This window comes from Paraburkholderia sp. SECH4 (assembly GCF_030511745.1).
In the GTDB taxonomy this organism is placed as follows: Bacteria; Pseudomonadota; Gammaproteobacteria; order Burkholderiales; family Burkholderiaceae; genus Paraburkholderia; species Paraburkholderia madseniana.
The window spans coordinates 1-25,061 of the sequence record NZ_JALOCP010000028.1 but is presented as its reverse complement, the minus strand read 5'-3'; the positions used below and the strand labels follow the sequence as shown (position 1 = coordinate 25,061).

The window sequence follows — 25,061 nt, the reverse complement described above, 5'->3', positions numbered from 1 at the left end:
CTTTGCAGTCCATGGCGGCCTATGCCGCGTGGTGCCGGGCCGCAAGCGCGCTCAGATCACGTGCAACAGCTTCCAGCGCCGGATCCCATTGGCTGAACTGCGGCTGCCTGTAGAGCATCGCACTCGGATACCACGGGCTGTCGGGCCGGTCGAGCAGCCAGACCCAATGCGGATTGACGTCGAGCAGCACCCATGTGCGCCGGCCGAGCGCGCCGCTCAGATGCGCCACGGACGTGCAAACCGTGATGACGAGATCGAGCGCGCTGACAAATGCGGCTGTGTCGTCGAAGTTGGAGAATTCGGCGGTGTGGTCCGACATTGGCAGGCCCGCCGCCCGGGCGGCCGCGACATCCGCCCCGGCACCCGGCTGCAGCGAATAGAACGCCACGCCCTGCATGCCGCCGAAATGTTTTGCATAGCGCTCCCAACCTACCCGTCGGAATGGGTTGCGCTGATGGCCAAGGCTGCCGGTCCATGCCAGCCCGACTTTGAGCCTTGTTTCGCCGGCAAGTCTCTGTTGCCACGACGCACGCGCTGCAGCGTCCGCACGCAAATACGGAGTCGCAGCGGGGATCGTCTCCTCGCGCGTGTCGAATATCAAAGGCAGGCTGAGTAACGGGATTTCGTAGTCGAACGGCGGTAAAGATTCGACGCCACCGCCGGCCGAAAAATCGTCCACATGATCGCCGAGGCTGCGGGCGAGCAACGCACCCATCTGCGGAAATGAATTCCAGACGAGACGGCCACCCTCGCGATGAACGCGCTCGGCCAGCAGTGGGATATAGCGGCTGAACTGCAAGACGTCGCCCATGCCCTGTTCGCCCCACACCAGCAGCGTTCTCCCAGCGAGCGGTTCACCTCGCCAGGTCGGCGCCGGCATTGCCGGACGGTTGCCGCCCAATTCCAACGAGCCATCCCAACGCGCTTCGTGGGTTTGCCAGCCGTGCGCGTAATCGCCGCGCATGAGCTGCAGCATGCTGAGATTGGAGCGCATAGCGGCGTCGTTGGGCGCTAACGCGCAGGCGGTTCTTTCGGCGTGCTCCGCTTCGTCCCAGCGTTGCGCTTCACGCAGCGCCAGCGCATAGTTGTTGTGCGCCAGCGGGCTATGCGGCGCGCATTGCACGGCTTTTGCGCCGGATTCGAGCGCGCGCAGGAGATTCAAATTGGCGCGGCTCGCCTGAGTGAGATTGGTCCATGCGTCGCCGTTGCCGGGTTCGTCATGAACTGCACTTTCCAGTAGTGCGAGTTGCTCGTTGAGGTCGCCGCCAGTGAGCGCGAGGGCGCCAGCGAGATTGTTGCGCAGCCGCGGCAGTTTCGGATCGATGGCGAGTGCGCGACGATAGGGCGCGATTGCCTCGCTATGCCGGTTTGCCATTTGCAGCACGTAGCCGAAACGGAAGTGTGCAAGCGCGCGGTGGGGATCGAGTTGGGCAATAATGGCGGCGAGTTCGATCGCGTCGTCGTGACGATGTTCTGCGAGCAAAGTGATGACGAGCGAATCGATGGACTCGTCGTCGAGCGGGTGGCGTTGTGCAGCGGCATCGAGCCATCTGGCCTCTGCTTCTGCGGTGCCGTTTTGCCGGGCTGCGGCGGCATGTCGCAGGAAAGTCAGGAAAGCTGATGAGGCAGGGATCTCGCAATCAGAGATTGGCAGCATGGATGAGTTTGGGTGGCGCGAGAACGGATGATGAGCAACCGGCTCGCACAACGCTGTCGCAAAATTCCATGTTACCGACGCAAGGCCGTGAGGTAAGTCAGACTAGTCCGAACAGTTAAACTAAAGTCATGCATCGTATAACTAACACCGGCCGCGTCAACCTCGGTCATCTGTTCTGGCTGCGCAGCCTCGCCATCATTGGCCAACTGGTGACGATTGCGTTTGTGCAGACCTTCTTCGGCGTGCACTTGCCGTTGCCCGCGATGTTGCTCGTGATCGCTCTCGAAGTGATCTTCAATGGCCTCACATGGTGGCGTGTCTCGCAGCAGCGGCCCGAGTCCAATCTCGAACTGTTCGGCCAGATCTGGGTCGATCTCGGCGCGTTGTCGGCGCTGCTGTTTCTTTCCGGTGGCACTACCAATCCATTCGTTTCGCTGTACCTGCCATCGCTCGCCATTGCTGCCGCCGTGTTGCCATGGCATCTGATGGCGTGGCTCGCCGCGTTCGCCGTGGCCTGCTACGCCGTGCTTGGCTTCGATTCCGTACCGCTCAATCTCGACAACCCGGCGAACCTGTTCGACTACTTTCGCGCCGGCATGTGGGTGAACTTCATGGTCAGCGTTGGCCTGATTGCGTGGTTCGTCGCACGCATGTCGCGCGCTCTGCGACTACGTGACGCAGCGCTCGGAGATGCGCAGCAGCGTTTGCTTCACGATGAACGGGCCGTCGCGCTCGGTGTGCAGGCCGCCACTGTCGCGCACGAAATCGGCACGCCGCTGTCTACAATTGCGATGTTGTCCGAAGAATTGCGCGACGCCGCGCGAACCGACAAGGGGCTCGCGCCATACAGCGCCGACCTGGATCTGCTCGAGCAGCAAATGACGCTGTGTACTTCGGCGCTTGCACGGCTGCGCAGCCGTGCATCGACCGCGACCAACCGGCAAACGGTCAGCGAATGGCTCGAGTCGTTTGGCGAACAATGGCGCTTGCGTCATCCGCATGTGATGTTCGAACGGATCGGCGTGCCGCCTGAGGGTGTCAGTCTTGACGATACGGTTGCCGTCAGTCAGATTCTTACGATTCTGCTCGACAACGCCGCGCGTGCGAGCCGCGATCACGTCACGCTGTCGTGCACGCTCGCGGCGCGCGGCGACCAGATCGCATTCGAAGTATGCGACGCAGGCCCTGGTATTCCGGCCGCGTTGCGCGGGTCGCTCGGCACGATGCCGGTCGACAGCACACAGGGTGGACACGGCGTGGGCCTGTATCTGGCGTTTTCAGCGGCGGCACGTCTGAAGGGATCGATCGAGCTGGCCGATGTCAGTGAGATCAAGCCGCGTGGTACGCGCGCAGTGTTGAGACTGCCGCTTGCGGCGCGCAAATTATCAGGTGCGGGCCGTCAAGGCACTACGCCATCCAACACGGAGAAACAGGCATGAGCGATATGAATTTTCTGGTGATCGACGACGATGAGGTGTTCTCCGGCATCCTCGCGCGCGGTTTGACGCGGCGCGGTTATACGGTGGCCGAAGCGCACAACGCGGATGAGGCGATCAAGTTGGCGAACCAGCAGAAGTTCAGCCAGATCACGGTAGACCTGCATCTGGGTAATGATTCCGGTCTCACGCTCGTCGCTCCCTTGCGTGATTTGCAGCCTGACGCGCGCATGCTGGTGTTGACCGGTTATGCCAGCATCGCCACGGCGGTGCAGGCTGTGAAAGACGGCGCCGACAACTACCTGGCGAAGCCCGCCAATGTGGAGACGATCTTGTCGGCGCTGCAAAGCGAAGCGAGCGCGCTGCAAGCCGAAGAGGCGATTGAACATCCCACGCCGTTGTCGGTTGCGCGCCTGGAGTGGGAGCACATTCAACGTGTGCTCGCGGAGCACGGCGGCAATATTTCGGCTACTGCGCGCGCGTTGAACATGCATCGTCGAACGCTGCAGCGGAAATTGGCGAAGCGGCCGGTCAAGCAGTAAGTGCGGAGGCGTGCTCGCCTTTGCGGGCCGGAAAACAAAACGGGCTGTCTTTCACAAGACAGCCCGTTTTTTTACGCCTCACACATGATCGGCTGCGTGCGAGGCGAGCGGCTTTAACGCGGCGTTAGTATCGACATCGACGCCAGCATCGGCATCGACGTCTACATCAGCATCACAGCACGTAGCGCGACAGATCCTCATCTTCCGCCACTTCGTTCAGCGCGCGATCGACATACGCTGCGTCGATCTGCACCGTCTTGCCCGAATGATTGCCGGCTGCGAACGAGACATCTTCAAGCAGTTTTTCGATCACCGTATACAGACGGCGTGCGCCGATGTTTTCGGTCTTCTCGTTGACCGAGTACGCGATTTCGGCCATGCGGCGAATGCCGTCGTCGGCGAATTCGAGGTGCACGTCTTCGGTGGCCAGCAATGCCTGGTATTGCTTCACGAGGCTCGCGTCGGTCGACACCAGAATCGATTCGAAATCGCCCACCGACAGCGAATCCAGTTCGACCCGAATCGGGAAGCGGCCTTGCAGTTCCGGAATCAGATCGCTCGGCTTGGCCAGATGAAACGCGCCACTCGCGATGAACAGAATGTGGTCGGTCTTCACCATGCCGTACTTGGTGTTGATCGTGGTGCCTTCGACGAGCGGCAGCAGATCGCGCTGCACGCCCTGACGCGACACTTCGCCACCGCCTGCTTCATTGCGCGATGCGATCTTGTCGATTTCGTCGAGGAACACGATACCGTTCTGCTCGACGTTCTGCACCGCTTTGGCTTTCACCTCTTCGTCGTTGAGCATCTTGCCGGCTTCTTCGTCGGTGAGGACCTTCAGCGCTTCCTTCACCTTCAGCTTGCGGCGCGTTTTCTTGCCGCCGCCGATGTTCGCGAACATCGAACGGATCTGCTCGGTCATGTCTTCCATGCCCGGCGGCCCCATGATGTCCATGCCGACTTGCGGTTGTTCGACGTCGAGTTCGATTTCCTTATCGTCGAGCAGACCTTCGCGCAGGCGCTTGCGGAAGGTCTGGCGCGTGGTGCTGCCTTCGTCGGCGGTATCCGCCGCGCTCGAACTCGCACCGAAACCGACCGGGCGGGCGCTCGGCAACAGAATGTCCAGAATGCGATCTTCAGCCTGATCTTCAGCCTTGGTCCGCACTTTGCGCATTTCCGTTTCGCGCGTCTGCTTGATTGAGATCTCCATCAGATCGCGCACGATGCTGTCGACGTCGCGGCCTACGTAACCGACTTCGGTGAATTTGGTGGCTTCGATCTTGATGAACGGTGCGTCGGCCAGTTTCGCCAGACGTCGCGCGATTTCGGTTTTACCGACGCCAGTCGGTCCGATCATCAAAATGTTCTTCGGCGTGATTTCCTGACGCAGCGGGTCTTCAACCTGCTGACGGCGCCAGCGGTTGCGCAGCGCCACGGCAACCGCTTTCTTCGCGCGGCCTTGGCCGATGATGTGTTTGTCGAGTTCTGAGACGATCTCGGCAGGGGTCATAGTGCTCATCGTGGGTCCTTACTCGATCGTCTCGATGACGCGGTTATGGTTCGTATAGATGCACATGTCGCCGGCAATCTCCAGCGACTTCTCCACGATCTCGCGCGGCGACAGCTCGGTGTTGTCAACGAGCGCCTTGGCCGCGGCTTGCGCGTAAGCGCCGCCCGAACCGATCGCGCAGATGCCGCCTTCCGGATCGAGCACGTCGCCGTTACCGGTAATGACGAGGGTGGTGGTGGCGTCCGCCGCGATCAGCATCGCTTCAAGGCGGCGCAGCATGCGGTCGGTGCGCCAGTCTTTGGCGAGTTCGACGGCGGCGCGGGTCAGATTGCCCTGATGTTTTTCCAGCTTCGCTTCGAAGCGGTCGAGCAGCGAGAAGGCGTCGGCCGTGCCGCCGGCGAAGCCGACCATCACCTTGCCGTTATAGATGCGCCGGACTTTCTTCGCACCGCCTTTCATGACGATGTTGCCCAGTGTCACCTGGCCGTCGCCGCCAAGCGCGACCTTGTCGCCGCGGCGCACGGAAACGATCGTTGTGCCGTGAAATTGCTCCATATGCGTTCCTCTTTGCAAAACGGGTAGGACACGGCAGCACAAGGTAATGCACCACCGCATGAATCCTGGAAGCGGACGGCGCGCAACGCTGAAACGATCAACCGGCCGGCGCGCGCTCGTGCAACGCATGTTCAACTTATTTTAGGGCGTGCGCGGTCATATCAAGAGCCGGCAAACGGCATAAGACAAAAACACGGGGTTCAGAGCGGGGGATTGTGCGGAGGCGCACACAAAAGAAAAAAGGCGCACAGATCACCGTGCGCCTCTCGACGAAGCAGCTTAAAAGGGCGCGGAGCCGAAGCCGCGCCGTTGGCGTTCAGTCGCCGAACAGCTTCTGGCGCAGTTCGCGGCGTTCCTGCGCTTCGAGCGACAGGGTTGCCGTGGGCCGTGCGAGCAGACGCGGAACACCAATCGGCTCACCGGTTTCTTCGCACCAGCCGTAGTCACCCGAATCGATGCGCGCGATCGATTGCTGCACCTTCTTCAGCAGCTTGCGCTCGCGGTCGCGCGTGCGCAGTTCCAGCGCATGCTCTTCTTCGATCGTTGCACGGTCGGCCGGGTCCGGCACGATTACTGTTTCGCGCAGGTTCTCGGTCGTCTGGCCGGCATTGCGGAGAATGTCCGCCTGCAGCTGTTCGAGCTTGTTCTTGAAGAAAGCGAGCTGATCCTCATTCATGTAATCCTTGTCGCTCATCTTCAGGATTTCGGCTTCAGTCAAGAGTCGTTTCGTCGTCATCTGGCTTGCTTCTTCAATGTGAGGCAAAACTCTTACATAGTGCCCGCACTTTCGTATTGCCCGCAAAGGCGCCACGAGGACGCTGAGCGCTGGGCGGGCACGGACGATGGGCTGTCGGTGACGCCGAAGCGCCTTGCGCCCACGCGCCGGGCGTCGCTACGCCAATGCGGGGCCGAACTCCTCTGGAAACCGTTTCTCAAATGCTCCTGAGGCATTGCTTGCCGGCAGCGAGCATTGTCTGCTGTGCCAGCCGGCATTGTCGGCGTGAGTTCCGGATAAGATTTTCCGGCGCCGTTTCAGGCCCGGCGCGGAATACGCGCTGACCGGGCAATTCGTTGTCATTCTCCAGTGGGCACGTATTGTAACTGAATCACAATCCAGCACCGCAACTGGTGAAAATACCCCGGCGGCGCACTGATATCCCGAAAATATAACGCGCGCACGGTCAAAAAGCGATGGTCGTGCACGCTTTAATACAGCAGGGTTTTCACGTGCTTTTCACACAGCGGACATTTCAGCAGGCTTTCGGGGCGCTCCTCTCGGTATTCTGCAGACGATTACCGCGATGCCCGCCGGACACACGCTCATGATTAGCGCGCTCCAGCATGCCGCGTGCCGTGCCATTTGCCTGACCCAGTAAGGCGCGGCACACGTGACGCTTACGCCAGACAGGCGTCCAGGCCATCGGTGATCAGGTCTTGCGGCAGTTCGATGCCGATGAACACCATCTTGTTGGTCTTCTTCTCGATCGGCTGCCATTTCGCGGCCAGATCGCTGCCCATCATCTGGTGCACACCCTGGAACACCACCTTGCGGTCGACGCCCTTCATATACAGCACACCCTTGTAGCGCAGCAGGCGCTCGCCGTAGATCTGCAGGATGCCGCCGAGGAAGTCCTCGAGTTTGTTCGGATCGAACGGACGGTCGCTGCGGTAGACGAACGATTTGATCTTGTCGTCATGGTGCGCGTGATGGTGATGCGCGTGATCGTGGCCTTCGTGGTCGCACTTGCCGTGATCATGATCGCAGTTTTCGTGATCGTGATCGTCGTGATCGGCATGGGTGTGGCCGTGCTCGTCATGCGCGTGAGCGTGGCTGTGAGCATGTTCGTCTTCAGCGAGGAAGTCCGGGTCGATTTCGAGCTTCGAATTGAGGTTGAAGCCGCGCAGATCGAAGATTTCCTTGATGTCCGCTTCGCCGAAGTTGACGACCTTGATCGCCGCACGCGGGTTCATGTGCAGCAGGCGATGGCGCAGATCGTCCAGGTGCTTTTCGTCGACCAGATCCGACTTGGTGATGAACAGGCGATCGGCGAAGCCGACCTGGCGTTGCACCACTTCGTGCTCGTCCAGTTGATGGTTCGCGTGCTTCGCGTCGACCAGCGTGATGATCGCGTCGAGCAGGAATTCGTTGGCGATCTGGTCGTCCATGAAGAACGTCTGCGCGACCGGGCCCGGATTGGCGAGACCGGTGGTTTCGATCACGACACGGTCGAAATCCAGTTCGCCGGACTGCTTCTTCGCCGCCAGATCGCCGAGTACGCGCGACAGGTCGCCACGGATCGTGCAGCAGATGCAGCCGTTGCTCATCTGGATGATCTGCTCGCTCGTGTCTTGCACGAGAATTTCGTTATCGATGTTCTCTTCGCCGAACTCGTTTTCGATCACGGCGATCTTCATGCCGTGCTTTTCGTTCAGGATGCGCTTGAGCAGGGTGGTTTTGCCGCTGCCGAGAAAGCCGGTCAGGATGGTGACTGGGATCATATTGGTCGCCTTGTACGTGAGTCTGTGCGTAATCGAATTTACAGCGCGAATGTGCAACAGCCGCGCAAGCTGCGGCGAATGCGTCTGCGAATCCGGTTTGCCGGGCGCGGCAGCCTGACGGCGCGCGACCCGATCTAGCCGGATATTGAAACATATCTGTCAAGCCGGCGCTGGCAGCGGGGGCGAACCCCTTCGCGGCACGTGGGAAATAACCCTGAAGCTATGGGCGATCAGGCAATTTGCAACAGCAGGCCTTTCAGGTATTCGCCTTCGGGGAAGGCGGTGAGCAGCGGATGGTCGACCCCGGCGCCGAGGCGCTTGAGAATCCGCGCATCGACACGCGCATCGGCCGCCGCGCCTGACACGATCTTCTGGAACAATTCGGAGTCGATCGCGCCGGAGCAAGAGTAGGTGAACAGCAGGCCGCCCGGGCGCAGCAGCTTCAGGCCGGTCAGGTTGATGTCCTTATAGGCGCGCGAGGCGCGGTCCACGTGTTCACGCGACGGCGCGAATTTCGGCGGATCGAGCACGACCAGGTCGAAGCGTTCGCCTTCGTCGTACAGGCGGCGCAGGGTTTTGAACGCGTCGGCGTCGAGCCAGGTGGCGCGTTCGGCGTCGAAACCGTTGGCGGCCACGTTCTGCTGTGCGATCGCGAGCGCGTCGCCGGACGAATCGATCGACACCACGCGCTTTGCCCCGCCTTTCAAGGCCGCCAGCGAAAAGCCGCCGGTGTAGCAGAAGCAGTTCAGCACGTCGCGATCCTTCGCCAGCTCCTGCACCAGCAGGCGGTTGTCGCGCTGGTCGACGTAGAAGCCGGTTTTGTGGCCGTTGCGCACGTCGACGTGATAACGCACGCCGTTTTCGCTCGCGATCAGCGCTTCCGACGGGGCTTCTCCGGCCAGTACGCCGGTGATCTGCTCGAGCCCTTCTTTCTGGCGAATCGACACGTCCGAGCGCTCGTAGACGTTCGGGCAGCCGGTCGCGTCGGTCAGCGCCGCGACGATCGCTTCCTTCCATGCTTCGACGCCCGCCGCCATGAACTGGCACACCAGCTGGCTGCGCTGGCCTGCGTCCTCAGCGACGTAGTGATCGACGATCAGGCCAGGCAGGCCGTCCGCTTCGCCGAAAATCAGCCGCACCGCGCCGGTGTTGTGCACCATCGTTTGACGATGCGCGAGCGCGCGCTGCACGCGGCGCTTGAAGAACGCGTGATCGATCGGCTCCATTTCGTCGAAGCTCCACACGCGTGCGCGAATCTGCGAATGCGGGCTGTAGGCCGCGCGGGCGAGGAAGCGGCCGTCGTGCGCGCGCACCAGCACGGTCGCGCCGGGCGCGGGATTGCCGTCGACGCGATCGATCACGTTGGCGTAGACCCACGGATGGCGGCGCAGCAGCGATTTTTCTTTCGACGGTTTGAGCGTAACGGTATTCATCAGGGTGTCAGCAGGAGCAGTAAGCCGCGTGGACAAAGAGGCACACGGCAGGTGAAGCGAAGGCGGAGACCGCAAGCCGCAAAAAGCAAAGAGCGGAATCAGTCGCGTTTTTTGGCGCGCGGATGCGCCTGATCGTAGACGTGCGCGAGATGCTGGAAATCGAGCGCGGTGTAGACCTGCGTGGCGGTGATGCTGGCGTGCCCGAGCAGTTCCTGCACGGCCCGCAGATCGCCGCTCGATTGCAGCACGTGCGTGGCGAACGAATGCCGCAGCACGTGCGGGTGCACATTGGCGGGAATGCCGGCGACCAGCGCCGCGCGCTTCACGCGATCACGCACGACATTCGGCGACAGCCGATTACCGCGCGCCGAGAGAAACAGCGGATGCGGATCGTGTTTCACCATCTGATCGCGCACCGCGAGCCACGCGTTCAAGGCGTCGATCGCTTTGCGGCCGACCGGCACGATGCGGCGCCGGTTGCCTTTGCCCAGCACTTCGACTTCGGCGGAGTCGAGCTTGAGCCAGCCCGCGGAGCGGTAGCCGTCGGCGTCAGCAAAGCGGGCGTCGAGGCCGACCAGTTCGGACAAACGCAGGCCTGACGAGTAGAACAGTTCGAGCATCGCGTGGTCGCGCAAACCTTCGGGCGTCGCAGCGGGCGGGCTTTCCATCAGGCGTGTGGCGTCGTCGACGGAAAGCGCTTTCGGCAGTGCTTTGGCCTGCTTCGGCGCCCGCACGGTGGCGACCGGGTTAGCCGGCAGATCGACGCGACCCGCGAACCAGCGGTAAAACGCTCGCCAGCACGACAGCCGATGGCTGATCGAGCGCGCCGTCAGGCCGCCGGCATGCGCCCGTGAAACCGCGCCGCGAATATCGACAGCGGTGAGGCTTTCGAGCGGCCGGCCTTTGGCCAGCAGCTTGAGCTCTTCGAGTTCGTGCGTGTAGCCGCGCAGCGTATGCGCCGACAGTCGCCGCTCATGTTCGAGATTCGACAGATAGGCGGCGATCGGGTCGGCTTCGGTCACGATGGCCTTTGGCGGGATCGGCGGACCAGCGGCTTTAGCGCGGCAGCAGACGGCTCAGCGCCGCGCTTGCCAACGCGCCGATCTGCGTCAGGAAATCGGTCGCCATGCCGTCGTGGAAGCGGCGGGCGTCGGCCGAACCCATAACCAGCAGGCCGAAGGTGGACGCTTCTTCCTTGCCTTCGGGGTCGCGCAGTGCAAGCAGCGCAATCGACTCAGTGGCGTGCGCGGACTCGCCTGTACCGCCTGCGGACCCGTCGTCGCTCACCGCCGACACCGCCGGCACCAGCCACTGCGCCGCTTCGAAGCCGGTGTTCGCGCCACAGTACGGCGTGGTGAGGCTATTCGCGAAGATTCGCACTTCCTCGCCGACATGGCGCGCGAACTCAGCCTGTGCATACGGCTCGGAGACGTCCCACACGCGCAGTGCGGCTTGCGGCACGTCGAAAATATCGCGCAAGCCGTTGGAGATCGTGCGCGGCAACGCGTACGGATCGCGCTCGGCCATCACGCGGATGGTCCAGCGATTGAATTTCGAGGCGATGCTGTCGTTTTCGTGACCGTAGCGCAGCAGCTCGGCCAGACGCCGTTCGAGATGCTTGTTCTTGTCGCGCAGCATTTCCATCTGCCGCTCCTGCAGCGACACCGCGGCTTTGCCGTGCGGGTTCGCAAGCCGGATCGTCGCGAGCATTTCCGCGTGTTCGGCGAAGAATTCGGGGTTGGCGAGCAGATATTCGGCGACTTCGCGATCGTTCATGGTTTCGGCTAAAGGACTACGGGACGACGCCTTCGGGCGGCGCATCGGTCATGAGTTCGGTCGGCCGGTGAAAGCGTTGTTTCGTCCGGCCTTTCATCGGCTTCTTCATAGGCCTGTTCGAGGCCACGTGTCTGGTACTTCCTGGGCCGATCGCTCGGCCGCTGAATCGGGTAGTGCGCTGGCGCGGGTCAGTCGGCCAGTTCGATCTCGCCTTCAAAAACGGTTGCTGCGGGGCCGGCCATCAGCAGCGGCGCGCCGTCTTGCGTGCTGTCCCACGTGATGGTCAGCTTGCCGCCGTGCGTGTGCACCTGCACCGGCGCGTCCAGCAGCCCGCGGCGAATGCCGGCAGCGACTGCCGCGCACGCGCCCGTGCCGCACGCCAGCGTTTCGCCGGCGCCGCGTTCGTAGACCCGCAGCTTGATCTCGCTACGGCCGACGATCTGCATGAAACCCGCGTTCACTCGCTGCGGGAAACGTGCATGCCGTTCGATCACCGGACCCTCGACGAGGACCGGAAAATCTTCAACATCGTCGACCACTTGCACCGCGTGTGGATTGCCCATCGACACCACCGAAATCCAGCGCGTCACGCCGTTCACGTCGAGCGGCCAGAGCGTGTCCGCACCCTCGCGGCGGCCTTCGAGGCCTTTGGTGGCGAACGGTACGCGCTCCGGTTCGAACACGGGGGCACCCATGTCCACCAGCACCTCGCCGTTTTCCTGCATGGTCAGCAGGATGGTGCCGTTCTGCACTTGCACGCGCACGCTGCGCTTGTCGGTCAGGCCGTTGTCGCGCACGAACTTGACGAAGCAGCGCGCGCCATTGCCGCAATGCTCGACCTCGCCGCCGTCGCAATTGAAGATGCGATATCTGAAATCGACGCCGTCCACGGTGGGCTTCTCGACCAGCAGCAACTGGTCGGCGCCGACGCCGAAATGCCGGTCCGCGAGCGCGCGCACCTGCACCGGCGTCAAGTTGACCGGTTGGGTGTAGCCGTCGAGCACAACGAAGTCGTTACCCGCGCCGTGCATTTTGGTGAATTTCAGTTTCATCGCGCTATTGTAAGTGACGCGCCCGCAGGTGGGCCGAACGCCGTTTTATTTAAGCGTTCGGGCGCTTTTTTCGAAGGCCGCTCAGTAGACGCTCGGCTCGCCCGGCGGCCGGGTCTTGAAGCGCTTGTGCACCCAGTAGTACTGCTCGGGGATCAGCGGAATCTGCTCTTCGAGGAAGGCGTTCATGCGGCGCGCGTCGGCGTCGTCGTCGCCGGTGGGATAGTTGTCCCAAGGCTTGAAGACCTTCAGCCGGTAGCCCTTGTAGTTCGGCAGCACCTCGCCGATGAACGGTACGACTTGCGCATGGCCGACCCCGGCGAGCCGCCCGACGGCCGTCAGCGTGCAGGTCGGTACGCCAAAGAATGGCACGAACGTCGAATTGCGTGCGCCGTAGTCCATATCGGCGCCGAGCATGACCGGCTTGCGGTCGCGCAACCAGCGCAGAACGATGCGCGCACTGTCGGCGCGGCTTGCCATGTCTGCGCCGAAGCGGCCGCGCGCGGCGATCGCCACGTCGTCGAGCACCTTGTTGGACATCGGCTGGTAGAGCGCGCCACACTGCCGGCGCAGCGCGTGATTGATGAACACGGAGCCCGCCTCAATGCCGACGAAATGCGCGCCGAGCAACAGGGTGGGCGGCATGTCGGGGTCCAGCAGATCGATCTCGCTATCCACCTGCACGAGCTTCTCCAGCTTCTTTGCGGACCCGAACCACTGAACGCTGCGTTCGACATAGCTGCGGATCGCGTGGCGGAAGTGTTTCTGCGCGATCTCTTCGCGATGCTCGGCGCTCCACTCCGGGAAACACAAGCTCAGATTGATGTGGACGATGCGCTTACGGTTGCTGGGGATCTGATAGAGCAGCCAGCCCAGCCCGTCGCCCAGTCGCGCAACGAAACCGTACGGCAACAATGCCAAAAATTTCAGCAGTCCAATGGCCAGGTAGGCACCAACACGACTTAGCATGCCTCCCCTCCGTGTAGGGCGTCGAGCGACGCTTTGCTCAAGAAACCTGAAGACGGGTCGAAATACACCACGGGTGATCACTCTGTGACAATCGAAGGAAGTCGCTATAATAATGGCTTCGCCGAGTTAATAGACAACTTGCGGGGCGAAGCTGGCGGGTGCGATCCATGGGATAGGCCCCCTGCCGGTAAGGTAATCCGCTAAAGCGTCGCCGCTTCAAGGCTCCCGAAGCTGGCTACGTGAAACTCAACCGTAACCACACAACAGGAGTCTGCAACGTGGCAAACGACTATCTCTTCACTTCCGAATCCGTCTCCGAAGGCCATCCCGACAAAGTCGCGGACCAGATCTCGGACGCAATCCTCGACGCCATCCTGACCCAGGACAAGTACTCGCGTGTCGCAGCCGAAACGCTGTGCAACACGGGTCTCGTCGTGCTGGCCGGTGAAATCACCACCACCGCGAACGTCGATTACATCCAGGTCGCGCGCAACACGATCAAGCGCATCGGCTACGACAACACCGATTACGGTATCGACTACCGCGGCTGCGCGGTGCTGGTGGCTTACGACAAGCAATCGCCGGACATCGCCCAGGGCGTGGACCGCGCGCACGACAACAACCTCGATCAAGGCGCCGGCGACCAGGGCCTGATGTTCGGTTATGCGTGTGAAGAAACGCCGGAACTGATGCCGCTGCCGATCCACCTGTCGCACCGTCTGGTGGAGCGTCAGGCGAATTTGCGCCGCGACGGCCGTCTGCCCTGGCTGCGTCCGGATGCGAAGTCGCAGGTTACCGTGCGTTATGTCGACGGCAAGCCGCATGCGATCGACACGGTCGTGCTGTCCACGCAACACTCGCCGGACATCGATCTGGCCACGCTGCGCGAAGCCGTGATCGAAGAAGTCATCAAGCCGACGCTGCCGGCTGACCTGATCAAGGGCGACATCAAGTTCCTGGTGAACCCGACCGGCCGGTTCGTGATTGGCGGCCCGCAAGGCGATTGCGGTCTGACGGGCCGCAAGATCATCGTCGATACGTACGGCGGCGCGGCTCCGCACGGCGGCGGTGCGTTCTCGGGCAAGGATCCGTCGAAGGTCGACCGTTCGGCGGCTTATGCCGGCCGTTATGTCGCGAAGAACATCGTGGCGGCTGGTTTGGCGTCGCGCTGCCTGATTCAGGTGTCGTACGCGATCGGCGTTGCCCAGCCGACCTCGGTCATGGTCAACACGTTCGGCACGGGCCGCGTGTCGGATGCAACGATCACGCGTCTGGTGCAGGAGCATTTCGACCTGCGTCCGAAGGGCATCATCCAGATGCTCGACCTGCTGCGCCCGATCTACGAGAAGAGCGCGGCTTACGGTCACTTCGGCCGCGAAGAGCCGGAATTCACGTGGGAAGCCACGGATAAGGCTCTGGTGCTCGCCGAAGCAGCAGGCACCGAACCGGTTGTCGCGCTCGCCGAATAAGCGCACGCAGTCCGCTTCAGCAAAAAACCCCGCTGGCGCAAAGCCGGGCGGGGTTTTTTTATTGCCTTCGAATCCGCTGTACGGTGGGGTGATGACGGCGTCAACGCCGCAACGGGATGTGCTCGCTGTAGCTGGAATGCGGACGTGGGGCCGTTCGAGGCTAAATTGGCGCCTCGCTCAACGGCTCATTCATCTGCTGATTCAGCGGCTCGCAAACGCGAACGCAAACCAGCCGGTGCTGCCGCTCGTCGACATCCGGCGCGGGCGGCGGCTCGTACTTTGCGGGGCGACGACCGGCGCATTGCGCGTGGCGGTGAGACGCAGCGGCGTCGGTTTGCGCAGCAGCGTGCGCAGCGAAAAGCGGCGCGAACTGCCTTGCAGGCGCAGTGCGGAGAAGAAGGTGTGGAACCACGTGCGAATGCCGTCGACCGCTTTGGCTTCGCGCCATTGTTCGCCCAAGGCGCGAGTGCGGGTGGCATGGTGACGCAGTGCACGCACGACATGGCGGCGCGCCGGACGCGCCGCTTTCAATGCGGCGCGGGTAAGACGGGTGCTCAGAAGAGTATGCATGGCTTCACAAGTAGGCAACGTGTCGCGCGGCGGAGTGTGCGCCAGAAGGAGCACCAAATGTGCCAACGGCGGTGTCGCGATGGACGGCGCGAAAGCCCGGAATTCGACTGGAAAGGACACGGAGGACGGCGGAGTCGGCCTTGGCGGCCTGTGCGTGCCGTAAAAGTGCGGGAGGAACGATCAACATGTGTGCAGGCTACACGCGATTCATGACGTCAGAAAGTCGGTTTTTACCCTGCGAATACGGGTTTTTACGAGGTGAACGCGATGTGCGTGTTTACGGGGTCGCGCCCTTTGCGGTCGATTTTCGTGCGTGCGTGCCCTGACAGCGTGCCATGCAAACCGCGCATTCGCGTGAAAGTAGTGCGTAAGGTCCTGGCTTCCCGACAGGTGAAACAGCGCACGGTCCGATCGCGCCCGTTTTACAATCGAGCATCAGTCAGTCGAAAGTAACGGAACACCATGTCACTTCACTCGAAGAAAGAGCAGATTCAAACGTTGCGGGAGCAGGGATTTGTCGTCGTGCCGGGACTGGTTTCGCCCGAGCGTTGCGCTGAACTGAAGCAGATTGCGGAGCGCCAGTTGCAGGAAGCGGCGGCGCCGATCGAGTTTGAAGCGGATCTGCGGTATCCGGGCGCACCGGAATCCAAACACGCGCCGGGCGGGCATACGGTTCGCCGCCTGCTGGATGCGTACGGGCGCCACCCGCATTTTGCGCAATGGGCGACCGCGCCGGAAATTCGCGGCTGGATGGAGTTGTACTTCGGTGAGGAGCCGCGCCTATCGCGGGCGCATCACAATTGCATGATGACCAAGCACCCTGCCTATGGCAGCTTGACCGGCTGGCATCGTGACGTGAGGTATTGGTCGTTCGAGCGTGACGACCTGGTGTCGGTGTGGCTCGCGGTCGGGTCGGAAACGGTGGATAACGGCGCGTTGTGGTTGGTGCCGAAATCGCACAGCGCGGTCTTCACGTCCGACCGCTTCGACGAGGCGAAGTTTTTCCGCTCCGATCTGGAAGAGAATCAGGCCTTGATTCGCACCGCGGTTTCGCCCGAACTGAAGGCCGGCGACGTGGTGTTCTTTCATTGCAACACGCTGCATTCGGCTGGCAAGAATCTCAGCGATCAGGTGAAATTTTCTTTGGTGTTCACCTATCACGGGGCGAGCAATGTGCCCCTGCCGGGATCTCGCTCGGCGGCCAAGCCCGAAATTGCCTTTTAGGTTTTTTTGCCTTGCGCGGCGCGGATGTCCGTTGGTCCGGCGCCGCGCAGGCAATGAACGCTCTACCGCTTGCGTCCGGAAATAGCCACCCCGGTCAGGCCGGCAATCGTCGCGATAACGCCGCCCACAATCAGCACGATCGCCTTGTTGGTCGGAGATCCGGTGAACACGCGGGACACTTCGCTGCTGACCGAGTTGAACGCCTGACCGCCGAAATACAACAACACGATACCGCCGACAATCAGCGCGATTGAAATCGCCTTCGTCATGAACCCATCCCTCCGCTAAGCTTTGATCGGCCAAAGTGTAGGGGAGCCGCAAGCCGTCGTCCATCCCGCATAGTGGGCGCCTGCACGCATCACGGCGATTGGCTACCATAACGGTCTGGCCTCACCCATACCTGAATATAAAACCTGCACGCCTCCCGCAGCATGTGATTTCCTCACGCCCGTGATCGCCGGGCGACTTCAACATCAAGGACACTAGCAATGGCTTACGAAGCAGCTTCAGAACGCTATTCGGACATGCAATACCGCGTCTGCGGCAAGTCAGGTCTCAAACTGCCGGCACTGTCGCTGGGCCTGTGGCACAACTTCGGCGATACCACGCCGATCTCCACGCAGCGCGACATCCTGCGCACGGCCTTCGATCTGGGCATCACGCACTTCGACCTCGCCAACAACTACGGCCCTCCGTACGGCAGCGCCGAAACCAATTTCGGCCGGCTCTTCAAGGACGATTTCAAGCCGTATCGCGACGAACTGCTGATTTCGTCGAAGGCAGGTTGGGACATGTGGCCGGGTCCGTACGGGCAAGGCGGTGGCTCGCGTAAATACGTACTCGCGAGTCTCGATCAGAGCCTGCAGCGCATGGGCCTCGATTACGTCGATATTTTCTATTCGCATCGTTTCGATGCCGATACGCCGCTCGAAGAAACCGCCGGTGCATTGGCGAGCGCCGTGCAGCAGGGCAAGGCGCTGTACATCGGGATTTCGTCATACTCGGCCACCAAGACGCTCGAAATGGCGAAGCTGCTCGCTGAGTACAAGGTGCCGCTCCTGATTCATCAGCCGGCGTACAACATGCTCAACCGCTGGATCGAACAGGAATTGCTGGACACGCTCGAGAAAGTCGGCGCGGGCGCCATCGCGTTCACGCCGCTCGCGCAGGGCTTGCTCACCGGCAAATATCTGAACGGCGTGCCGGAAGACGCGCGCGTCAACAAGCCGGGCGGCGGTTCGTTGAAGCAGGAGCATTTGAGCCCACAAAACATCGAGCACGTGCGCAAGCTCAACGACATCGCGCAGCGTCGCGGACAAAGCCTCGCGCAGATGGCGCTCGCCTGGGCGCTGCGCGATCCGCGCGTCACGTCGGTGCTGATCGGTGCAAGCCGCGCGGAACAGGTGCGTGAGAACGTCGGCGCGCTGAAGAACCTCGCGTTCTCGAAGGAGGAGCTGGCGGAGATCGATCGCTACGCGACCGAAGGCGGCATTAACCTGTGGGAAAAACCGTCGACGGATCAGGCGATCTGATCCCGTGGCGTTTCAGGTTGTAGCGACACGCCTTAGAAACGAAGAAAGCCGCCCGTGAGGCGGCTTTTTTTCAACGCAGTTCAAGCGCACACGCTTCCCGCGCAATGGCCGAAGCGACTGCGTTCAGTCGACCGAACCATCGGCGAAGCGCACAGACCGCCTTCGCCGGACCCCGTTACACTAGCGCAGGCAAGCCTTCGACCAGCACGACCGCGAACACCACGCCGATTAGCGCGCCAAGCACGCGCAACGCGTTGTGCCGAAATTCCGTCTTGCAGGGGAGCGCGCCGACAAACAGGGCACCGGCCAGCGCCATCGGAATGACCAGGATTAAATCGCCAATCGTGAAGTAGGTCGTCATACCCGTCTCCTTATGTAATTCCAACGCGGGCAGCGGCTCGATTTCTGGAGTCATGCACTGCCAACGGTCGATTCGAGTATAGGCGACGGTTAGATCAACATAACAACGTCTTGCGGCGCTGCAGCGCGTCTTCGCAGACTGCTGAACCCAGTACCGCAAGGGCCGCCGCGATTGGCGCGTTGCAGCAAAAACCCCGTAAAAAATGAAGTGTTTGCTTACACGGGCCTTACTTTCCGAGCCTGTTTGATGCGCTGCGGATGGTTCTCGCCTTACCGGTGCACACCCCATGCAGGCCACGTTTCACGCTGCGTCCAGGCCATGTTTCCCCAAAGCCGATTAGCAGCGTTCCCTCATACCGTGATCCGTTCGCGTTGACGCAGGCGCGTGGCCGCAACGAGGCCTACGACAAGCAGCACGCCGACCAGTCCGGCGACACCGTTCCAGCCATCACTTGCCCATACGCGCCCGCCATAAGAACCGACCACGCTCGAACCGATGTAATACGCGAGCAGATACAGCGCGGCCGCCTGGCCTTTGGCTTCCTTGGCGAGGCGTCCGACCCAGCCGCTCGCCACCGAGTGTCCGGCGAAAAAGCCGAACGTCACGAAAGCAATGCCGGTCGCAATGGCTGCCAGCGGATGCAGCATCGTGAGCACGAGTCCACATGCCATCAGCAGCAAGCTGGCGGTCAGCACGCGCGCCCGGCCGAAGGTGTCGGCCATGCGGCCCGACCACGGCGAGGCAACCACGCCCGTCAGATAGACGACGAAAATCGCACCGATCTCCGTCTGACTCAGCAGATACGGCGGCGCGAGCAGCCGGTAACCGATGTAGTTGTAGAGCGTGACGAAGCTGCCCATCAGCACGAAGCCGAGCAGAAACAGCAACGGCAAGCCGGGTCGCGTGAATTGTTTGAGCAGGGCGGTGCGGTGATGGGAAAAGCCGAGCCCGCGACGCGGTACGAAATGGTGCGACGGCGGCAGCAAAGCGCGAAACGCGAGCATCGACAAAATGCCGAGTACGCCGATCGTACCGATTGCCACGCGCCACGAAAACAGATCCGCGACCACGCCGGTGATCACACGCCCAGCCATCCCGCCGATCGCTGTGCCACCGACATACAGCCCCATCGCCAGACCGAGTCCATCCGGGTGTACTTCTTCCGCGAGGTACGCCATCGCGACGGCGGGCACGCCACCGAGCGCGAGGCCCTCGAGCGTGCGCAACACGAGCAATTGATGCCAGTGCGGCGCGATCGACACGCCGATCGTCAGCAGCGCCGACAGCGTGAGCGATGCCGTCATCAGCTTGTGACGGCTCCAGCCTTCCGAGACGAAACCGGCGATAAATATGGCGAGCGCGAGCGCGGCTGTCGTCAGTGACAGCGACAAGCTGCTTTGTGCCGGCGTTACGTTGAACGCCGTAGATAATGCAGGCAGCAATGGCTGTACGCAATACAGCAGTGAGAAGGTGGCGTAACCCGCGAACAGTAGTGCGATGCTGGCGCGCCAATAGGCATGCGTGCCGCGTTCGAGATAGGGAATGTCAGGGACGGCAGGCACAGCAGCGGAAGTGAAAGAAGCAGACGAAACAGGAACAGCCGAAGCAGCAGTCCGGTGGGAATCCGGCGATGCGGTCACGAAAAAATCTCCTTGGGGTGCGCAAAGTACTCGAAGAGGCCAAGGATACGCTGGAGAGACTGAACGGGTGCGCGCGCCGCGAGGTCAGCGGACCTGAATACGCTCCTTTCGCGCTGACGGCATGATTTTGATATATCGCCCCGGCTGGGTTTATGATGGTCTCGTTACGACGCTTTACGCCCAGATCATCGGCCCGGCGCGCTGTAATGGGAATAGGGCGAAACGACGGGTGAAGAGCCCCGAGTTCGCGCTTTCCATGGCCCCACAAAACGGGAACAATGACTCGAACCTCTCACGCGTCTTACGCGCAGCAGATTGGGTGCGTACGCAACGTTATCGGCGAAGCGGCGCTTTTATCATCACCTTGACCGGCGCGGAAACCATAAAGCCGGCTATGGGAGAAACGGGGAAACATCATGCAAATCGGTTCCATTGTCCGATCGGTGCATATCGCGGTGCCGCAGGGCGCACGCGGGATTGTCATGCGCATTCTCGGCGACATGGCTATGGTGGCCTGGTATGCCGGCGAACCCGGCACATCGGAGCATCTCAATACTGAACCCTTTTTCCTTGAAGATCTGATCGATACGGGCGAGCAGGTTCGCCCGTCGAGCGCACAGGTGCATTGAAGCTGGTTTGAGTCCGATTCGTGGTGGTTGCAGGTGGCTGTTAGCCGCACGGTGAGCCGACGCCCTCGTCTTTGACGGCGGCGCGGCGCACAATGCGGACATGAACGACGACAATTTCGACCCACAGGACAGCGCCGATAGCGCCTTGCCTTTCGCCCGGCTCAAGCCGGAAATCGTGCTCGACGCGCTCGACAGCGTGCTCAGCAGCGTCGGTGTGTACACCGACGGCCGTATGCTGCCGCTCAACAGCTACGAGAACCGCGTGTACCAGGTGGGCGTGGAAGACGGCCCGCCGGTGGTCGCCAAGTTCTATCGTCCCGAGCGTTGGACCGACGCCGCCATTCTCGAAGAACACGCCTTTGTTGCCGATCTCGCCGCGCGTGAGATTCCGGCCGTGCCCGCGCGTGTTTTCGAAGGCCGCACGCTGCATACCTTCGACGGTTTCCGTTTCTCGATCTTCGAACGCCGCGGCGGCCGTGCGCCCGATCTGGACCGGCGCGATACGCTCGAATGGCTGGGGCGTTTCATCGGCCGCATCCATGCGGTTGGACAGACGCAGAACTACACCGAACGCCCTACGCTCGACATCAACACGTTCGGCTACGAGCCGCGCGACTTCCTGCTGTCGCACGACTTTGTGCCTGACGATGTACGCACCGCCTGGCAGACCGTGGTGAATCTCGCGCTTGAAGGCGTCGAGCGCGCCTTCGAGCGTGCCGGCGATATTCGCATGCTGCGAATGCACGGCGATTGTCATCCGAGCAATGTATTGTGGACCGACGCGGGTCCGCATTTCGTCGACTTCGACGATAGCCGCATGGGTCCTGCGGTGCAGGATTTGTGGCTGCTACTGCCGGGCGACCGCGTCGAGGCTTCGCGCGCGCTGGCGGATCTGCTCGCGGGTTACGAAGACTTCTGCGATTTCGAGCCGCGCGAACTGTATCTCGTCGAAGCGTTGCGCACGCTGCGGCTGATTCACTATCAGGCGTGGCTCGCGCGCCGTTGGGACGACCCGGCGTTTCCGGCGGCGTTTCCGTGGTTCAACACGCAGCGCTATTGGGAAGACCGGATCCTCGAACTGCGCGAGCAGCTCGGCGCGATGGAGGAAGGGCCACTCTGGCCGGTTTGAGCGGTAGCTGTTCTATGGCGCCTGCGACGCCACGCTCGACGATTCCACCAGCGTCGATTTGACAATTACTTCGGCGCGTACGTCGCGCCCGATCGCTTCGATCGCGGGGCGCATCTGCGCGAAGTCGTCGGGCGTGCAGACCTCGCTATCGAAATGGGTGGCGCCGTCGCGCGTCATCGTCACCACGTTGCTGAGCGGATCGAACGTGTACTGCGACTGGAAATCGACGAAGCGGTCCTGGGTTCGCTTCGCTTCCGGCATCTCGAGCACGTGGAAATTCGCGGGCAATGCAATGCGCGCGCGTTCATGCAGCGCCAGGTTGTGGCAGACGAATGGCTGCGTGCGCTGCCGTTCGCCGAGCCAGTAGCGGGTGCCCGCCTCGAAGCCGCCGGCCAGACTGGTCAGCGCCGGAATCGATGCCGCGGCGCCCGGCACCACCAGACTTTCGAGCGTGCCCTTCATCGTGATCGTCAGCGGGCCGTCGGCAACGCTGAGGTCGCTGGTGGTCAGCGTGGCGGTGCCGCGCAGGTTGGCGCTGCGCAGTTCCGCCTGGATCGAGTCCTCACGTTGCGCGGGCGTCTGCGTGCGCAACATCGCGCGCGCCTGTTCGGCTGTGGCACCTGATGCTTCCAGACGATACGTGAAGCTCGCTGAGCCATCCGGTTCGACCTTGATCGACAGGTCGGTGCTGCGCGTAATCAACTCGGTGGCCGGCGTTTGTGCGACCACCCCCTGATTGACGAGGACGGTAGGCCGGTTCATATCGGACGACGGCAAAAAACCGAATTCGACATTCGACGCGGTCGAGTCCGCGTATTGCTGCAAATCCGGCAGCCATGTGATTACGTGATTGATGACACCGTAGCCCGGCACGCTGGGCAGCGTATAGATCGAGCCGCTGCTGATCAAGGCCGGCTCGTTGCGAACGCCGACGGCGTCGAGCATCGCGCCGTACAGCGCCACGTGATCCTTGCAGTCGCCATAACGGTTCGCGAGGATCGCGCTTGCACTGTGCGGCACCACCGAGCCGCGTCCAACATAGATCGCCACATAGCGGACGTTGCGGCGCACCCAGTCGTACAGCGTTTTGGCTTTGTCGTGCGGGGTGTGGTCGCGCGCGGTGAGGTTTTGCGCAAGACGCGTGACGGCCGTGTCGCGCGTGCTCGGGTCGGCGGCGGAGGCCCTGTAGCTGGTGGCGAAAGCGGCGTAGTCCGGAAAGGTCGAGACCATTAGCCGGTCGCCATACGACACGTACGCGATCGAGCCGCGCTCCAGCCGGCTGAAATGCGCCTTGTCGTAACGGTATTCGTAGCGTGTGCGACCGTCGCGCGTAACCGGTTGAAGCGCGGTGAAGCCGCGTGCATCGGCATAGAGCGGCTTGCCGGCGGGCAGGTCGTAGATGAGGTGAAAGTTGTGGGTCGGCGCGAGATCGGGCGGCGTGAAGTCGCTGAATTCGCCCGGCTCGATCGGCTGCTTTTGCGTCTTGCGATAGGTGAGGTGCACGCGCGCGCCGGGTTCGACGGCGGGGAACACGATCACCTTTTCCTGGATGTCCTGAAACATCGGTGCGTCGAACGAGCGGGCTTCCTGCACGTCGCGGATCTGCTCGGGCTGCACGTCGTGACGCACGCCGTCGGCGGTGGTCGTGTAGGCCTCGATGATCAGCACGTCCGCCATATTGCGGTTGAACCAGACGTATTGCTGCGCCACTCGCGCGACGCCTGCTTCGTTGTTCACGCGCAGCGTCATCGAATCGAGCTTCGAGAAGGAGCCGTCGGCGTTGACGGTGAAGGTCTGCGTTTCACCTTCGTTGGTATAGGGATCGTCCAGTTTGGCCGCGATGCTCGCGCTATGAACGCCGGCAAGCCAGCCGAGAGAGGCAAGACAGACCAAAGAGGTGAGGCGCATGGCGGGCAGGTATCCGGAACGGCAACGTTGACGGGATAGCCAGCTAGAGTCGGTTTGCGCCGCCTGGATGTCAAGCGGATACCGAGCATTGCGATTGAGCAAATGCCTTAATTGTGTAATGATATACATTCTCAATTGAAAGGCACCGCCAGCTTTCTGTCACATTTCTCCTCCTCTGTGACTGCCAGCCAGCCTCTCAGCCGGACGGCCTCGACCGCAAGCCGGGTCTGTCCGGCTTTTCTTCTCGAACTTTCCTTTACCGCTGGTGAGAGCGAGCGCTTCGTCGCCGCCCGTCGGCGAGGGTTTAACTTGCTGCGCCTGGAGCATGGATGTGAACGCGCCTGATTCGATCAATATGAAACCTGCTGCTGGTGGTGGCACGCAATACACGGCACATAGGCCGGAGCGCGGCCATCCTCTGATGGACGACGCCGAGCAGGCGGCGTGGCGCCAGCGTTCGCGGCGGGCGAATTTCATCAAGTGGTTGCGCAAGGTGCACGGCTGGGTTGGCCTGTGGGGCGCGGTGTTGGGGTTGATGTTCGGCGCGACGGGGTTTTTGCTGAATCATCGGGGTGGACCGTTGAAGGTGTCGTCCGGTGAGCCGCAGGTCGAGGAGATGCAGATTCCCGTGCCGCAGAAGAAACTGGGTTCGCCGATGGAGATGGCGAAGTGGCTCAAGGGCGAGTTGAAGATCGACGGCAAGCCGGGGCGGGTGAAGCGCGAGCCGGCGCATCCGGTGGCGTGGGGCGATCGCAGCACGATGCAGCCGGAGTTCTGGCAAGTCGGGATTTTTGGGCCTGCTCAGAATGTGCAGGCTGAGTATTGGGTTGGGAATGGGTTTGTGGCGGTGAAACGCACGCAGAATTCGTTTCTTACTACGATGAATAATTTGCATCGTGGTGTGGGGTTAAGTGTTGGGTGGGTTTTGTTGATTGATACGATCGCCGGTGGGATGATTTTGCTTTCTCTGACCGGTGTCTTGCTGTGGACTGAGTTGAATAAGCGGCGCGTGGTGGGTGTTGTGTTGGTGGGCGGCTCAGTGGTTGCCGCTGTGGTTTGTGGGTTAATGTGAGTTGGGTTTTTTCTTTGCCTGCGCGGCGCTTTTGTCCGTGTTCTTGGGGCTTTGGCCTTTCCTTGAATTGTTAGTGGTCTATTAGCGTTGCCCCTGTGCGG

At 61.9% G+C, this 25,061-nt stretch carries 23 protein-coding genes; 8 read left to right on the top strand and 15 right to left on the bottom strand.

Annotation, left to right across the window (positions count from 1 at the left end):
- Positions 1–19 precede the first annotated feature (19 nt).
- Positions 20–1,657 carry a hypothetical protein gene (locus M0D67_RS29740; RefSeq protein ID WP_266240706.1) on the bottom strand — a complete coding sequence of 546 codons (1,638 nt, stop codon included), beginning with the start codon at positions 1,655–1,657 and terminating at the stop codon, positions 20–22.
- 128 nt (positions 1,658–1,785) lie between these two features.
- Between M0D67_RS29740 and M0D67_RS29735 the strand changes: the two genes are divergently transcribed.
- A complete protein-coding gene (locus M0D67_RS29735; protein ID WP_266240705.1) occupies positions 1,786–3,096 on the top strand; it encodes an ATP-binding protein in 1,311 nt (436 codons plus the stop codon).
- Positions 3,093–3,635 carry a response regulator transcription factor gene (locus M0D67_RS29730; protein WP_028197735.1) on the top strand — a complete coding sequence of 181 codons (543 nt, stop codon included), beginning with the start codon at positions 3,093–3,095 and terminating at the stop codon, positions 3,633–3,635. Before M0D67_RS29735 ends, M0D67_RS29730 begins: the two co-directional genes overlap by 4 nt.
- A 172-nt stretch (positions 3,636–3,807) precedes the next feature.
- Here the strand turns inward: M0D67_RS29730 and hslU are convergent, their stop codons facing one another.
- The 9 genes from hslU to M0D67_RS29685 form a co-directional block, all read right to left on the bottom strand.
- Positions 3,808–5,154, bottom strand: a complete 1,347-nt coding sequence (hslU, locus tag M0D67_RS29725) for an ATP-dependent protease ATPase subunit HslU (RefSeq protein ID WP_154559686.1) — start codon at positions 5,152–5,154, stop codon at positions 3,808–3,810.
- Between the two features lie 9 nt (positions 5,155–5,163).
- Positions 5,164–5,700, bottom strand: a complete 537-nt coding sequence (gene hslV / locus M0D67_RS29720) for an ATP-dependent protease subunit HslV (protein WP_028197737.1) — start codon at positions 5,698–5,700, stop codon at positions 5,164–5,166.
- Between the two features lie 316 nt (positions 5,701–6,016).
- The gene (gene dksA, locus M0D67_RS29715) at positions 6,017–6,436 is read right to left on the bottom strand and encodes an RNA polymerase-binding protein DksA (protein WP_054037155.1); all 420 of its coding nucleotides are present in this window, start codon (positions 6,434–6,436) and stop codon (positions 6,017–6,019) included.
- A 659-nt stretch (positions 6,437–7,095) separates the two neighbouring features.
- Complete coding sequence (locus M0D67_RS29710; protein WP_153134252.1) at positions 7,096–8,199, bottom strand: GTP-binding protein; 1,104 nt, start codon at positions 8,197–8,199, stop codon at positions 7,096–7,098.
- A 230-nt stretch (positions 8,200–8,429) separates the two neighbouring features.
- Positions 8,430–9,632, bottom strand: coding sequence for a class I SAM-dependent rRNA methyltransferase (locus M0D67_RS29705; protein WP_154559687.1), 1,203 nt, complete (start codon positions 9,630–9,632; stop codon positions 8,430–8,432).
- 98 nt (positions 9,633–9,730) lie between these two features.
- Positions 9,731–10,654 carry a tyrosine recombinase XerC gene (gene xerC, locus M0D67_RS29700; protein WP_171925206.1) on the bottom strand — a complete coding sequence of 308 codons (924 nt, stop codon included), beginning with the start codon at positions 10,652–10,654 and terminating at the stop codon, positions 9,731–9,733.
- 34 nt (positions 10,655–10,688) lie between these two features.
- Positions 10,689–11,408 (bottom strand): DUF484 family protein, encoded by a 720-nt coding sequence (locus M0D67_RS29695; RefSeq protein WP_171925205.1) that lies wholly within the window; start codon positions 11,406–11,408, stop codon positions 10,689–10,691.
- A 188-nt stretch (positions 11,409–11,596) separates the two neighbouring features.
- Entirely contained in the window at positions 11,597–12,460 is an 864-nt protein-coding gene (gene dapF, locus M0D67_RS29690) for a diaminopimelate epimerase (protein ID WP_171925204.1), read from the bottom strand.
- Between the two features lie 81 nt (positions 12,461–12,541).
- Positions 12,542–13,426 (bottom strand): lipid A biosynthesis lauroyl acyltransferase, encoded by an 885-nt coding sequence (locus M0D67_RS29685; protein WP_171925203.1) that lies wholly within the window; start codon positions 13,424–13,426, stop codon positions 12,542–12,544.
- Between the two features lie 278 nt (positions 13,427–13,704).
- Here M0D67_RS29685 and metK point away from each other — a divergent pair, with 278 nt between their 5' ends.
- Complete coding sequence (gene metK / locus M0D67_RS29680; RefSeq protein WP_054037192.1) at positions 13,705–14,895, top strand: methionine adenosyltransferase; 1,191 nt, start codon at positions 13,705–13,707, stop codon at positions 14,893–14,895.
- A gap of 201 nt (positions 14,896–15,096) precedes the next feature.
- On the opposite strand, the gene M0D67_RS29675 is transcribed toward metK, so the two are convergent.
- Positions 15,097–15,465, bottom strand: a complete 369-nt coding sequence (locus M0D67_RS29675; protein WP_266240704.1) for a hypothetical protein — start codon at positions 15,463–15,465, stop codon at positions 15,097–15,099.
- A 462-nt stretch (positions 15,466–15,927) separates the two neighbouring features.
- On the opposite strand from M0D67_RS29675, the gene M0D67_RS29670 reads away from it, so the two are divergent.
- Positions 15,928–16,689 carry a phytanoyl-CoA dioxygenase family protein gene (locus M0D67_RS29670; RefSeq protein WP_154559692.1) on the top strand — a complete coding sequence of 254 codons (762 nt, stop codon included), beginning with the start codon at positions 15,928–15,930 and terminating at the stop codon, positions 16,687–16,689.
- A gap of 62 nt (positions 16,690–16,751) precedes the next feature.
- Here M0D67_RS29670 and M0D67_RS29665 read toward each other — a convergent pair whose 3' ends face one another.
- The gene (locus M0D67_RS29665) at positions 16,752–16,958 is read right to left on the bottom strand and encodes a DUF3185 family protein (protein ID WP_266240703.1); all 207 of its coding nucleotides are present in this window, start codon (positions 16,956–16,958) and stop codon (positions 16,752–16,754) included.
- A gap of 219 nt (positions 16,959–17,177) precedes the next feature.
- On the opposite strand from M0D67_RS29665, the gene mgrA reads away from it, so the two are divergent.
- The gene (mgrA, locus tag M0D67_RS29660) at positions 17,178–18,221 is read left to right on the top strand and encodes an L-glyceraldehyde 3-phosphate reductase (RefSeq protein ID WP_266240702.1); all 1,044 of its coding nucleotides are present in this window, start codon (positions 17,178–17,180) and stop codon (positions 18,219–18,221) included.
- 175 nt (positions 18,222–18,396) lie between these two features.
- On the opposite strand, the gene M0D67_RS29655 is transcribed toward mgrA, so the two are convergent.
- On the bottom strand, positions 18,397–18,582 hold the full coding sequence (locus tag M0D67_RS29655) for a hypothetical protein (RefSeq protein ID WP_097390922.1): 186 nt from the start codon (positions 18,580–18,582) through the stop codon (positions 18,397–18,399).
- A gap of 350 nt (positions 18,583–18,932) precedes the next feature.
- Entirely contained in the window at positions 18,933–20,144 is a 1,212-nt protein-coding gene (locus M0D67_RS29650) for an MFS transporter (protein WP_168435642.1), read from the bottom strand.
- Positions 20,145–20,638: 494 nt separating this feature from the next.
- On the opposite strand from M0D67_RS29650, the gene M0D67_RS29645 reads away from it, so the two are divergent.
- On the top strand, positions 20,639–20,851 hold the full coding sequence (locus M0D67_RS29645; protein WP_035554043.1) for a hypothetical protein: 213 nt from the start codon (positions 20,639–20,641) through the stop codon (positions 20,849–20,851).
- 100 nt (positions 20,852–20,951) lie between these two features.
- Positions 20,952–21,980, top strand: a complete 1,029-nt coding sequence (locus tag M0D67_RS29640; protein ID WP_266240701.1) for a serine/threonine protein kinase — start codon at positions 20,952–20,954, stop codon at positions 21,978–21,980.
- 12 nt (positions 21,981–21,992) lie between these two features.
- Here M0D67_RS29640 and M0D67_RS29635 read toward each other — a convergent pair whose 3' ends face one another.
- Positions 21,993–23,888 carry a DUF3857 and transglutaminase domain-containing protein gene (locus M0D67_RS29635; RefSeq protein WP_266240700.1) on the bottom strand — a complete coding sequence of 632 codons (1,896 nt, stop codon included), beginning with the start codon at positions 23,886–23,888 and terminating at the stop codon, positions 21,993–21,995.
- A 331-nt stretch (positions 23,889–24,219) separates the two neighbouring features.
- Here M0D67_RS29635 and M0D67_RS29630 point away from each other — a divergent pair, with 331 nt between their 5' ends.
- A complete protein-coding gene (locus M0D67_RS29630; protein ID WP_266240699.1) occupies positions 24,220–24,960 on the top strand; it encodes a PepSY-associated TM helix domain-containing protein in 741 nt (246 codons plus the stop codon).
- Positions 24,961–25,061: the final 101 nt, after the last annotated feature.